Genomic DNA, 12871 nt, shown 5'->3' with positions numbered 1-12871 from the left:
ACCGCTTCTCTTACGTCGTTCTGTGAGCCTTCACGGGTAAGAAGCCACCCGACGTTTCCTGTGACCTGGGTCACAAAATGAGTCGTTCCGGGCAACCGGTTCGTACTTCCAGTCGTCTTCTAGGTAGCGATTGAGGTGATAAGGGGGAAATGTTCTTGTGACACTTCCCGAACGAGGGGGATTACGTGACGCAACCCGACGTGACCATCGTCATCGGGGCGTACGAAGCAATGCCGTACCTGGTGAAGTGCCTGGAGTCCGTGGAGGACCAGACGCTCGGCCCGGAACGTATCGAGGTCGTCGCCGTCGACGACGGGTCCACGGACGGCACGGGGGAGTATCTGGAGAAGTTCGCCGAGCGGTCGGCCATGTCCGTGACGGTGATCCGGCAGGCCAACTCCGGGGGCCCCAGCGGCCCGCGTAACGTCGGTCTCGGCAAGGCGCGGGGGCGCTACGTCTTCTTCCTGGACGCCGACGACTACTTCGGCCCCGAGGCGCTGGAACGCATGGTGGCCATGGCCGACGAACAGGGCACGGACGTCGTGCTCGGCAAGGTCGTCGGGGTCAACAGGACGGCTCCGAAGTCGATGTGGGGCAAGACCCTGCCCCGTACCGACGTCTTCTCCTCGAACATCAAGTTCACGCTCAGCGCGCAGAAGCTCTTCCGCCGTGACCTGCTCACCCGGCACGCAATGGTCTTCGACGAGGCGCTGAAGACCGGCGAGGACGCGCTGTTCACGATGGAGGCCTACCTCCGCGCCGACGGCGTCTCGGTGATCGCCGACTACGACTGCTACCACCTGGTCGGCCGCGACGACGGCAAGCACGTGACCAAGAGCGGCGGTTACAGCCTGCGCTTCGACTCGGCCCGCGCGCTGATGAACCTCATAGCCGAGCACGTGCCCGCGGGTCCCCGCCGCGACGCCCTGATGATCCGGCCGTTCCTGATCACGCTGCTCCCGCAGTTCGGCCCCGGTCTGCTGAAGCAGAGCGAGAAGGTGCGCCGCCACAAGCTCGAACTGGCCAAGCCGCTGATGGACGCCTACTGGCACGAGGGTGTCGCCGGCCGCCTCAAGGTCCACGAGCGGCTGCGGCTGCACCTGGTGGCCCGCGGCCGGGGCGATCTCCTCCTGGACGTGGTGGAGTTCGTCAAGTCGAAGAAGGCCCCGGGGATAGTGCTGGAGTCGCGCGGCCGCAAGGTCTACCTCGCCTACCCGCACTTCCGTGACGAGGGCGCGGGCGTCCCGGACAGCTGCTACGTCCCGACAACCCGTGAGACGGTCACCATCGAGGGCTTCAAGCCCCGCCCCAAGCCGTTCCGGCGGCTGCGCCGGGTGGCCCGGCGGGTGCTCGGCCCCCGGCGCTGAGACCGCCTCTCCGAGGTTCCTCCCGGCGCCGGTGGCAAGGACCCGCCGCCGGGAGGTGTCCGTCGTTCTACTGGCGGCCCGACTGCAGCGCCTTGCGCAGCGGCCGGCCCACCGCGCGCCGCGCCATCCGGTAGACCGAGCGTCCGGGCGCTCCCGTCGGCCCCGGGGTGAGCTTCAGCGCCCTGGGCGACCGGATCAGCTCCCGCTTCAACCGGACGTTCTCCGTGGACAGTTCGGTGATGCGGCTCTGGAGGAAGCCGAAGCGCGTGGTGAGCGAGGCGATGTCGGCGTCGTTCCAGGGCCGCACACCGGGCGGGAAGGCCAGGGAGCGGATGCGCTCCTCGTGGGCCGCGCCCCCGTCGCCGTGCGTGAAGGTGTTCTCCAGGCCGTTGCGGGTCAGGAACCCCGTGAAACGCTCGAAGCGCTCTTGGTGCCCGCGGGTCAGCGCGCCGAAGTCCGCCTCCGCGTAGAGCTGCGCCGGGTCGAGGTCCGCGGGCAGCTTGGTGATCGGCCGGTGCGGGATGTCGAAGTAGCGGCACAGCTCCAGCGTGCGGGAGTCGCCGCACAGCACCGTCGCGGGCGTGCCGGCCAGCAGCGCCGCGATGTTCCCGTGGATGCGGGAGCCGAACGAGAAGTCGAAGTCGCGCAGATCGTCGATCCAGGTGACGGGATCGATGTAGACGCGAACCTTGTCCTCCCGGAACATCGGGTGGTCCGGATGCGTGGGCATCTCGGTCACGGCGCCGTTCGGGTCCGACAGGTCACGCCAGTGCAGCTGCCGCGCGTCGCTCAGGTTCTGGCCGATGAAGCGCAGCTGCGGATAGCGCGCATGGGCGTTGCGGACGACCGCACCGAGGCCCTGCGTCCGCATCGCGCTGTGCGAACCGTTGACCGCGATCCTGGACCCGGGCCCGAGGGACTCGGCGCGCTTGCGCACGTCCAGCCGCTCGCCGTACATGAACAGGGAGGGGCAGCCGATGACTTCGACGTCGTTGAAGCCCATGTCCCGCAGGTACTTCTCGGTGAACTCGCCGCGCACCCCGATGGACGCGCTGCGGTCGAGCACCGCGGAGACGAACTCCCGCACGGCGGGCTCGATCGGCTTCAGCCGCGCCGGGTTGTAACTCAGCCCGGTCTGCGCGCCGATGCCCGGGACGATCACCGGGATCTTCAGCTTGCCTATGAGCCGCGTCAGTCGTCTGAGCTGCGCCTCGAACGAGGGCCGGAACGCGTTGGCCAACGGGACGACGAACGCGTCGAACTCCTCGTTGATACGGCCCGCGGCGGCCACGTCGGTACGGATGCCGTTCGAGACGACCTCGGTGCGCGGAGTCTCGAGGATCTTGTGCGCGGCGTCGCTGAAGATGAGGTTGCCCGAGTTGGTGGCGAAGACGTCCAGGTGGAGGGCTTCTTCCACGGGGACGACGTCGTAGGGGCTCTTGCCCGATCTCAGCAATATGCGCTTCACGGGGGACACGGTAGGTGACACATTGTTCAACTTAACTTTGCAGTGCCTTTAATTCCCATGAGGAACCAGTACAACCTTTTTCGCGTAAGCAACTCGTGATCACGCAACTACGCGACGCCGTCCGCCTGCTGGACCGGCGGGCCGGGAGGCTCCCTCTTCGCGTAGATTGCGGGGCGGGGCACCAGGACCGACGCGAGGGGACACAGCGCAGGTGGCAGCGGCAAGGCAGACCGGGACGCACGCCGACAGGGACGCTGTGGCGCGGGCTCACAGGATCGTCGTCAAGGTGGGCTCCTCGTCGCTCACCACCGCCTCCGGCGGCCTCGACGCGGACCGGGTCGACGCCCTCGTGGACGTCCTCGCCAAGGCGCGTGACGGAGGCGAGAAGGAGATCGTCCTCGTCTCCTCCGGCGCCATCGCCGCGGGTCTCGCTCCGCTCGGACTGCGCCGCCGTCCCAAGGACCTCGCCCGCCAGCAGGCGGCCGCCAGCGTCGGCCAGGGCCTGCTGATGGCCCGCTACACCGCCTCCTTCGCCCGCTACGGCATCCGCGTCGGACAGGTGCTCCTCACCTCCGACGACACCAGCCGGCGGGCCCACCACCGCAACGCCTCGCGCACCCTGGACAAGCTCCTCGCGATGGGCGCCCTGCCGGTCGTCAACGAGAACGACACGGTGGCCACCGACGAGATCCGCTTCGGCGACAACGACCGCCTCGCCGCCCTCGTCGCCCATCTCGTCCGCGCCGACCTGCTGATCCTGCTCTCCGACGTGGACGGGGTCTACGACGGCGACCCCGGCAGGCCCGGCACCTCGCGGATCGCCCAGGTGCGCGAGCCCGCCGACCTCGCCCACGTCGAGATCGGCAGCGCCGGCAAGGCGGGCGTTGGCACCGGCGGCATGGTCACCAAGGTCGAGGCGGCCCGGATCGCCGCCGCGGCCGGCATCCCGGTGGTGCTGACCAGCGCGGTCCACGCCGCCGACGCCTTCGCGGGCCGGGACACCGGCACCTTCTTCCACGCCACCGGCAGGCGGTCGGCCGACCGCCTGCTGTGGCTCCAGCACGCCTCCACGCCGCAGGGCGCGCTCACCCTCGACGACGGTGCCGTGCGCGCCGTCGTCGAACGGCGCACCTCGCTGCTGCCCGCGGGCATCGCGGGCGTCGAGGGCGAGTTCACCGCGGGCGACCCGGTCGAGCTGCGCGACGGCACGGGCCGGGCCGTCGCCCGGGGGCTGGTGAACTTCGACGCCAAGGAGATTCCCCAGCTGATCGGCCGCTCCACCCGGGAGCTGGCGCGCGAGCTGGGCCCCGCCTACGAGCGCGAGGTCGTGCACCGCGACGACCTCGTCCTGCTGAACCCGTAGAACGCGCGTTCCGGCGCATGCGTCCGTGAGACATGCGTCCCGACCGGTGGACGTCACGGTGGCCCCATCGGCCCGGCGTCGGAACCGGCGCCCCAGGAGCATCGCCGACCAGGCTGTCCGGTGCGCCGGACCAGGCCGTCCGGTACACCCGTAAACGGCCGAATCCCCCGCCCCCACCGGTGGACGTTCCGTAAAACCGCCACACGGCGGCTTCTCACCTGCTCAACTTTGGGGCAGGGAGAGTCAGGGATTCGGTACGACCATCGGGTAAAGGAGGCCGTCGTGAGACGAGTACGCCCTGGGGCGGCGGCGTCCCGCGGTGGCCCCGCCTCCCGTGCCGTGGGTGAGGAGCGGGCCCTGACGAGTGTCGCGGCCGGCGACACCTACGAAGGCGAACGGCCCGCCGACCAGCCCCGGCTGTGGCACGTCACGCTGAGCGTGTCGGGCGGCGAGGCCCCGCTGACCGAGGTGCGCCGCGGTCTCGAACAGCTCGCCCACGACCACCCCTTCCTGCTGACCAGCCGGTACGCGGGCGACCACGCGGAGATCCGCTACTGGGAGGAGGCCCGCGACCTGCACGACGCCGCGGCCGTCGCGCTGCGTCTGTGGGGCGAGCACCGCCAGACCGCCAAACTCCCGCCCTGGGAGATCGTCGGCCTGGAGGTCATCGACCGCGAGACGTACCACCAGCGGATCGCCGAGGGATACGGACCGCTGCCCGCGACACCTGTGGGCGTTCATCCCTTTTGATCCTGTCTCGCCGAATGGGACGACCGCCGACGCGGCCCGCCGGGCGCACTACCCTTCCCCCATGACCACGCTCTCGCCGTACGACTCCATGTCCCCGGTGGCCCAGGCCGCCTATCGCGCGAAGGCCGCCGCCGCCGACCTGGCGCCGCTGCCGCGGGTTGAGAAGGACGACGCGCTGCTCGCGATCGCGGACGCGCTGGAAGTCCGTACGAGCGAGATCGTCGCCGCCAACGCCAAGGACATCGCCAAGGCCCGCGAGGCCGGGACCAGCGAGAGCATCATCGACCGGCTCACGCTGACGCCCGAGCGGGTGCGCGCGATCGCCTCCGACGTCCGCGACGTCGTGGCGCTGCCCGACCCGGTCGGCGAGGTCGTCCGCGGCTCGACCCTCCCGAACGGCATCGACCTGCGCCAGGTCCGCGTCCCCCTCGGCGTCGTCGGCATCATCTACGAGGCCCGCCCGAACGTGACCGTCGACGCTGCCGCCCTGTGCCTGAAGTCGGGCAACGCGGTCCTGCTGCGCGGCTCGTCCTCCGCCTACGAGTCGAACACGGCTCTGGTCCGGGTCCTGCGCGACGCCGTGGGCGGCGCGGGGCTGCCCGCCGACGCGATCCAGCTCGTGCCCGGCGAGGGCAGGGAATCGGTCGGCGAGCTGATGCGCGCCCGCGGCCTGGTCGACGTCCTCATCCCGCGCGGCGGCGCGTCCCTGATCCGCACGGTCGTCCAGGAGTCCACCGTGCCGGTCATCGAGACCGGCACCGGGAACTGCCACGTCTACGTCGACGCCCAGGCGGACCTCGACATGGCCGTCGACATCCTGATCAACTCCAAGGCTCAGCGGCCCAGCGTCTGCAACGCCGCCGAGACCCTCCTGGTCCACCAGGACATCGCCGCCGCGTTCCTGCCGCGCGCCCTGGACGCCCTCGCGGACGCCGGGGTCACCGTGCACGCCGACGAGAGGGTCCTCGCCTACGCCGAGGACTCCAAGGCCACCGTCGTGGAGGCCACGGCGGAGGACTGGGACACCGAGTACCTCTCCTACGACATCGCGGCGGCCGTCGTCGACTCGCTCGACAAGGCCGTGTCGCACATCCGGCTGTGGAGTTCCGGCCACACCGAGGCCATCGTCACCACCTCGCAGCAGGCCGCCCGCCGCTTCACCCAGCTGGTCGACTCCACGACGGTCGCGGTGAACGCCTCGACCCGCTTCACCGACGGCGGCCAGTTCGGCTTCGGCGCCGAGATCGGCATCTCCACGCAGAAGCTCCACGCGCGCGGTCCGATGGGACTGCCCGAGCTGACGAGCACCAAGTACATCGTCACGGGCGACGGCCACATCCGCCGCTGAGGCGCCGGGAGGGGCGCGCGGGTCCTCGTGGCGCCTTCCCGCCCGGAGGCGGGCCCGCGCGGGCGTCCGGGGCCCCTGGAGCCCGTTGCCGAGCCGTGCGGGGCGCGCGGGCGGCGCGGTGCCGGGCGCCGGGGCGCGCGACGGACGGTTCACGGCCCGCGGTCCACCGAGGCGCTGTCCGTCCTGCGGATGAATTTCCGTACCGTCTGCCCAAATTGACCCCTCAGGTCTACTCTGGATCCGTGCCGGAGGACGTGGGGGGCACGCCGTTCCCTGACGGCTGGGAGCCCGACGACGACCACAACCGCGGGGGCGCGGACGAAGAGTTCGCCTCCGTGGTCTTCGACGAGGACTTCGTCAAGGCGGCGGTGTTCCACGAACCGACCGCCGTGGAAAGGCTGCTCGCGGCCGCCCAGGCCCGTGCCGAGGCCTCCGAGGCCGAGGCGCGCCGGGCGCACGCCCGCGGAGCCCGCGGCGACGACGAGCGCTACGAGGACGGCTTCGGCCCCGACGGCCACGGCGACTTCGCCCACGATCCCGACCTGGACGACCTGGACGACGCCGATGTCCTGGAGGGCCGCCACGGCTTCCCGGGCGTGTACGGCCGGCCCTACGGCAAGCAGACCCGCTGGCACCGCCCCGTCGCCTGGCTCCTCGCTCTCGTCATGGGCATCGGCATGGTCGCCCTCGCCTTCACGGCGGTCTACCGCGGCGCGTCCTCCGACAGCCGGGACCAGGTCCCCTCACCCGCCGCCTCCGGCCTCGAACAGGGCCAGGAGAAGATCACCGGCCCGGCCCCGACCGTCTCCGCCGGCCCCGCCCGGCCGACGGTCTCGGCGGTGCCGCGGACACCCTGAGGCCCCTCACCCCGCCGAGACGCCGTCGGCCGTCGCACAGCGTGACCGTCCTGGTGAGAACCTGTCAGAACTTGTCGCGCACCACAGCGTTTACCGGAGCCCCCGGAGACCTACTCTGAATGTATGGGCGGGCCTGGAGACCCACCTGAGGGGACACCCGAGGGTGCTCCCGCCGGTGGCGAGGACGAGTACCGATCCGTCGTCTTCGACGAGTCGTTCGTCCGGGCTGCCCGCCTCCAGGAGTTCTCCGCCCGGGAACGCATGGCCGACCACAGCCCGGCCGTACGCCGCCGCCCGCCTTTGCAGCGCGGGCTGTCCCGGCAGGCACTGATCCTCGTCCTGCTGATAGCCATGGCCTTCGGCACCGCGATCTACATGGGCGTACGCCACCCGTACCAGAGCTCCGCCGCCCGGGCGGCCGAACCGCTGCGCATGACGGTGATCCCGCTCGCCCCGCAGACCGCCGTCCCCGGCTCCACCAGCACCGACCGGCTGTACACCGCCAGCCCCGCCGCCGAGTTCCGCACCGGTGCCGACGGCATCACCCTGCCCGCCGTCCGGCGCACCGCGCACTTCTCCGACAGCCAGGTCGGCATCGCCCTGACCACGGCCAGGGACTACCTCGTCGAGTCCTCCCTCGACCCGAGCGTCCTGACCGGAGGCGCCACCCGGCCCGTACGGATCCTGCTCGACCCGCGGCAGCTCGACCAGTTCGACCGGAGCTTCGACCACCCGGCCGCCGACGGACGGCACGCCCCGACCGGCTGGCTGATCCGCTTCGACGCGACCCGGACGCAGCTCGCCGACAACAGGATCCGGGTGCAGGGCACCCTCCAGGCCGCGGAGACCGACGCGAACACCCTGGAGGTCGTCACCGACCACACCTTCGTCTACGCCCTGAAGCCGGCCGGCGCGACCGCCCCGGCCAAGGCCTCCCTGTTCACCGTCCGGCGCGAGCTGACCTTCCGCTTCGACCGCGACGACCTGCGTCTGCACCAGGCCGAGCTGGCGGTCTCCTACGTCCAGGCCGGCCCGCTCGCCTGCTCGGACGACTCGGCGAGCCGGCTGCGGCCGCTGCTCGCGGGCGAGAAGGCCAAGGCGGGCGGCCCGGCCGGCACCGACCCGTACGCCACCGGCAGCGCCACCGCCGTGTGCGGTTCGCTGTCCAGGAGCGCGCAGCCGAAGGTTTAGCGGGCAGCGGGGCAGCGGGGCAGCGGGGCAGCTGAGCAGCCGGGCCGTGGGCGATGCGGCGGGGCAGCCGGGCCGCGGACGTGCGGTGGGACCGCCTGGTGCCGCCGCCGGGAAGAAGCGGCGGCGGCACCGGGCGGGGCGATCAGTCCCGGCCGTCGGTGTCCTCGTCCCCGGAGCGGTCCTCACGCGGCGCCTGTCCGGCACCGGTGTCCCCGTCGGCCGCGCCGTCCTTGGGCGCGCCGCCCGTGAAGCCCCCGAAGCCGCGCCGTACCCGGCCCCCGAGGTCGCCCGCGCCGCCCGCGATGTCGCTGACCAGCTTCATCAGCGGGTCCTTGGAGTTCTTCACGTCGCCGGCGTAGCTGGCCGCCGACTGCCGGAAGGAGTCCGACACGGAGGTGTCCTTGTCCGCGTCGCGCCGCGGGTAGTGGCCGTCCATGATCCGCTGGTAGTCGCGGGACTCGGCCCACTTCTTCAGCTCCGCCGCGCGGACCGCGGTGAAGGGGTGCGTGCGCGGCAGCACGTTCAGGATCTTGAGCACCGAGTCGCGCAGGTCGCCCGCCGACTCGTACTCCTCGGCCTGCTCCAGGAACGCGTCCACGTTCATCTCGTGCAGATGGTTGCCGCCCGCGATCTTCATCAGGGCGCGCATCGAGGCCCGCAGGTCCTGGCCGGCCAGCAGCCCGGCCCGGTCGGCGGACAGTTCCGACTTGCGGAACCACTCGCGCAGCGCGGTCACGATCGCCATGATCGCGAGGTTCCCCAGCGGGATCCAGGCGACCCGGACGGCGAGGTTGGTGAGGAACAGCAGGATCGTGCGGTAGACGGCGTGACCGGACAGCGCGTGGCCGACCTCGTGGCCGATGACCGACCGCATCTCCTCCTCGTCGAGCAGTTCGACGAGTCCGGTCGTCACCACGATGATCGGATCGTCCAGGCCGATGCACATCGCGTTCGGCTGCGGGTCCTGGTTCACGTACATCGGCGGGACCTTCTCCAGGTCCAGGATGTAACAGGCGTCCCGCAGCATGTCGTTGAGGTGCGCGAACTGGGCGTCCGAGACGCGCACCGAGTCGGACAGGAAGAGCAGCCGCAGGCTGCGCTCGGGCAGCAGACCGCTCAGTGCCTTGAAGACCGTGTCGAAACCGCTGAGCTTGCGCAGGGCCACCAGGGCCGAGCGGTCCGCCGGGTGTTCGTAGGCCCGCGAGGAGATCCCCGCGAAGCGCCTGCGCTGCCTGCTCGGCACTTTCTCGTGCCCGTTCCGCTCGTGGCCGTCGTCGGACATATGTGTTCCCCCATGCGTCTGAGTGCCTCATGCGCCCCCAAGGCAGTGCCCAGCCTAGGCGGAGATACCGTTGACGGGCAGTACAGAGAAGGAGTCGTACGACATGGAGCACATCCCCGCGGCCGCATGGCTCACGGAGGCCGCAGCGGCGGCAGACAAGCAGGGTCCGGGCAATCTGCTCCGCGTCGTGCTGATCGTCATGATCGTCGGCGTGGTGCTGACCGCCTGGTTCCTGCTGCGCGGCTACAAGCGCGACGACTGAGCGGCGCGGCCGACGCGGTCACGGTGAGCGGACCGGCCGGGGCGGGGCGGGCGGGCCCGCGGGACGGTCCCGCGACCGGTGTCCCCAACGGCGGAGTCGCCGTGTTCGCTGCGTGGGCGCCCGCATACGATGGGCCGACATCTTTATCCCGCACACACTGGATAGGTCCTGCCGAGATGAGCTTCCAGCACACTGCCGCACAGTTGGCCACCGTCGTCGCCGAGGGCGAGAACGGCGGCAACCACGAGAGCCTCAGCCCGTACCTGACCGGCGGCGGGGCCCTGTTCATCCTGCTTCTGCTGCTGTGGATCACCACGCGCTTCAACCGCGACCGCTGAGCCCCGAGGGCCCGCTCGGGGCCCCTGTCGGCCGGAGCCCCTCGGCCGGGCCGGTAGGGTCTGCACGCATGGGAGAGCAGGACATGCCTACCGGTCCGGCGAATGACACCGGCAGCGGCGCCGTCGGCGACGCCACGGGCGGCGCGGGCGCGGCGGCCGGCGGTGCGTCGAAGCGCCCGGCGACCGGCCCCGGCAACGGCCCCTCGAATCCGGGCAAGCGCCGGCTCGGCGTCATGGGCGGCACCTTCGACCCGATCCACCACGGACACCTCGTCGCGGCCAGTGAGGTCGCCGCGCAGTTCCACCTCGACGAGGTGGTGTTCGTGCCGACCGGGCAGCCGTGGCAGAAGACCGACCGCACGGTCACCCCGGCCGAGGACCGCTATCTGATGACGGTCATCGCGACCGCCGAGAACCCCCAGTTCTCGGTGAGCCGGATCGACATCGACCGCGGCGGCCCGACCTACACGACGGACACGCTCCGCGACCTGCGTGCGCTCAACCCCGACGCGGACCTCTTCTTCATCACCGGCGCGGACGCGCTCGGCCAGATCCTCACCTGGCGCTACACGGAAGAACTGTTCTCCCTTGCGCATTTCATCGGGGTCACCCGGCCCGGTCACACCCTGACCGACCCGGGGCTCCCGGAGGGCGGTGTCTCGCTGGTCGAGGTTCCCGCGCTCGCCATCTCGTCCACAGACTGCCGTGCGAGAGTCGCCAAGGGCGACCCCGTCTGGTACCTGGTGCCGGACGGTGTGGTGCGCTACATCGACAAGCGTGAGCTGTACCGCGGCCAGTGAGCCGAGAGGGGCACCCGGTGAACGACCGATACGACGGATACGCGGGCGGCGAGAGCTACGAGATCGTCGGCTACGACGAGTACGGGCAGCCTGTGTACCGGCAGGTCCCGCAGCAGCCTGCCCAGGGGTACGACGGCTACGACGCCCGGCAGCAGCAGGGCTACGGCTACGACCCCTATGCGACGGGCCGTCAGGAACCCGTCCAGCCCTACGACACGGGCCACCAGCAGCCTGTGTCGTCCTATGACACAGGTCAGCAGCAGACGGTGTCGCCTTACGACACTGGCCAGCAGCAGCCTGTGTCGCCCTACGACACCGGTCAGCAGCCGTCCGTCTCCTCGTACGACTCCTTCGACCCGTTCGGCACCGCCGCGCCGCGGCCCGGCGGGAGCGGTACCACCCAGGCGCCGTACGACGGCTACGGGCACGGCGCCGACACGGCGGGCGCCGCGAGCACCGGCCGGCAGCCCCGGGTCGCCGAGCAGACCGCCCGTGTCCCGCAGCAGGCCGGGCCGGCGGAGGACGACGCCCCCCGGGCCGACCGGGACTACCGCACCGAGCAGTTCGCCTTCGTGGAGGACCAGGAAGCCGAGTCCGAGGACGTCATCGACTGGCTGAAGTTCACCGAGAACCGCACCGAGCGCCGCGAGGAGGCCAAGCGCCGTGCCCGCAGCCGGGTCGTCGCCCTGGTCGTGGTCGTCGCCCTGGTCGTGGTCGGCGGCGCGGGCTACCTCTGGTACGCGGGCAGGCTTCCCGGCACCGCCTCGGACGCCAAGCCGGGGACCACGACGCCCGTCGCCGCGCAGAAGCGCGACGTGGTCGTCGTCCATCTGCACAACACCAAGGGCGGCGGCACCTCCACGGCCCTGCTCGTCGACAACACCACCACCCGGCAGGGCACCACCGTCCTGCTGCCCAACTCCCTCGCCCTGACGGACGACGACGGCTCGACGACCACGCTCGCCAAGTCCGTCGACGACGACGGCTCCTCCGGCACGCGGGACGCGCTCGACACCGTGCTGGGCACCAGCATCCAGGGCACCTGGCGGCTCGACACCCCCTATCTCGACAACCTCGTCGAACTCGTCGGCAACATCGAGGTCACCACCGACACCGCGGTGCCCGACCCCGCCGCCAAGAAGAAGGGCGAGGACCCGCTCGTCAAGAAGGGCGAGGACCAGACCCTCAGCGGCAAGATGGCCGTCGCCTACGCCACCTACCGCGCCCCCGGCGAGGCCCAGAACGCCCAGTTGGACCGGTTCGGACAGGTCATGCAAGGGGTGATGCGCAAGCTGTCCTCGGACAAGCAGGCCGCGACCACCACCGTGCAGACCCTGGCCCAGATCCTCGACCCGTCCCTGACCGACCAGGACCTCGGCGCCTTCCTCGCCAAGCTCGCCGACCTCGCCAAGGGCGGCGACTACAAGACCGCGCTGCTGCCCGTACAGCAGGACGGCACCCTGAGCGCGAGCGCCTCCAGCAGCGTGATCAAGGACGTCCTCGGCGGAACGGCGAAGAGCCCCGACGCCGGCTCGGCGGTCCGCGTCGGCATCGAGAACGCCACCGGCCTCAAGGCGGCCACGAGCCAGGCCCGTGTCGTCCTGGTCAACGGCGGCTACACGTTCCTGGACTCCGGTACCTCCGCCGCCGTCCAGAGCGTGTCCCGGATCACGTACGGCGACGCCGCCAGGAAGGCGGACGCCGTCGAGGTCGCCAAGACCCTGGGTCTGCCGACCAGCGCGGTGACGAAGGGCAAGGCCGCCGGCAACGCGGACGTGTCCGTAGTCCTCGGCCAGGACTACAAGATCATCAGCAGCCCGAAGGGGTGACCCGCGAGTGACCGGC

The 12871-nt window shown here is 71.1% G+C and carries 12 protein-coding genes; 10 read left to right on the top strand and 2 right to left on the bottom strand.

From position 1 onward, the window contains the following. Positions 1–230: 230 nt before the first annotated feature. Entirely contained in the window at positions 231–1367 is a 1137-nt protein-coding gene (locus ACH4S8_RS11900) for a glycosyltransferase family 2 protein (RefSeq protein WP_398393161.1), read from the top strand. 67 nt (positions 1368–1434) lie between these two features. On the opposite strand, the gene ACH4S8_RS11895 is transcribed toward ACH4S8_RS11900, so the two are convergent. Further along, on the bottom strand, positions 1435–2835 hold the full coding sequence (locus ACH4S8_RS11895) for a polysaccharide pyruvyl transferase family protein (RefSeq protein ID WP_398392610.1): 1401 nt from the start codon (positions 2833–2835) through the stop codon (positions 1435–1437). Between the two features lie 256 nt (positions 2836–3091). On the opposite strand from ACH4S8_RS11895, the gene proB reads away from it, so the two are divergent. From proB to ACH4S8_RS11870, 5 genes are all read left to right on the top strand, one after another. After that, the gene (gene proB, locus ACH4S8_RS11890) at positions 3092–4198 is read left to right on the top strand and encodes a glutamate 5-kinase (RefSeq protein WP_398392608.1); all 1107 of its coding nucleotides are present in this window, start codon (positions 3092–3094) and stop codon (positions 4196–4198) included. A 282-nt stretch (positions 4199–4480) separates the two neighbouring features. Beyond that, positions 4481–4948 (top strand): hypothetical protein, encoded by a 468-nt coding sequence (locus ACH4S8_RS11885; RefSeq protein ID WP_398392606.1) that lies wholly within the window; start codon positions 4481–4483, stop codon positions 4946–4948. Positions 4949–5009: 61 nt separating this feature from the next. Continuing rightward, the gene (locus ACH4S8_RS11880) at positions 5010–6296 is read left to right on the top strand and encodes a glutamate-5-semialdehyde dehydrogenase (RefSeq protein ID WP_398392604.1); all 1287 of its coding nucleotides are present in this window, start codon (positions 5010–5012) and stop codon (positions 6294–6296) included. A 242-nt stretch (positions 6297–6538) separates the two neighbouring features. Next, positions 6539–7153: a hypothetical protein gene (locus ACH4S8_RS11875; protein WP_398392602.1), complete on the top strand. Its 615-nt coding sequence runs from the start codon at positions 6539–6541 to the stop codon at positions 7151–7153. A 123-nt stretch (positions 7154–7276) separates the two neighbouring features. Then, positions 7277–8344, top strand: a complete 1068-nt coding sequence (locus ACH4S8_RS11870) for a hypothetical protein (protein ID WP_398392600.1) — start codon at positions 7277–7279, stop codon at positions 8342–8344. A 142-nt stretch (positions 8345–8486) separates the two neighbouring features. Here the strand turns inward: ACH4S8_RS11870 and ACH4S8_RS11865 are convergent, their stop codons facing one another. Next, entirely contained in the window at positions 8487–9626 is a 1140-nt protein-coding gene (locus ACH4S8_RS11865) for a M48 family metallopeptidase (RefSeq protein WP_398392598.1), read from the bottom strand. A 70-nt stretch (positions 9627–9696) separates the two neighbouring features. Here ACH4S8_RS11865 and ACH4S8_RS11860 point away from each other — a divergent pair, with 70 nt between their 5' ends. The 4 genes from ACH4S8_RS11860 (at position 9697) to ACH4S8_RS11845 (ending at position 12855) form a co-directional block, all read left to right on the top strand. Beyond that, positions 9697–9888 (top strand): hypothetical protein, encoded by a 192-nt coding sequence (locus ACH4S8_RS11860; RefSeq protein WP_398393190.1) that lies wholly within the window; start codon positions 9697–9699, stop codon positions 9886–9888. 176 nt (positions 9889–10064) lie between these two features. Continuing rightward, positions 10065–10226, top strand: coding sequence for a hypothetical protein (locus ACH4S8_RS11855; RefSeq protein WP_037618764.1), 162 nt, complete (start codon positions 10065–10067; stop codon positions 10224–10226). Positions 10227–10459: 233 nt separating this feature from the next. After that, the gene (gene nadD, locus ACH4S8_RS11850; RefSeq protein ID WP_376451910.1) at positions 10460–11026 is read left to right on the top strand and encodes a nicotinate-nucleotide adenylyltransferase; all 567 of its coding nucleotides are present in this window, start codon (positions 10460–10462) and stop codon (positions 11024–11026) included. A 17-nt stretch (positions 11027–11043) separates the two neighbouring features. Continuing rightward, a complete protein-coding gene (locus tag ACH4S8_RS11845) occupies positions 11044–12855 on the top strand; it encodes a LytR C-terminal domain-containing protein (RefSeq protein ID WP_398392595.1) in 1812 nt (603 codons plus the stop codon). Positions 12856–12871 lie beyond the last annotated feature (16 nt).

It is taken from the genome of Streptomyces sp. NPDC021080, from assembly GCF_044333225.1.
Taxonomy (GTDB): Bacteria; Actinomycetota; Actinomycetes; order Streptomycetales; family Streptomycetaceae; genus Streptomyces.
This window is presented reverse-complemented; position numbering and strand designations above follow the sequence as displayed.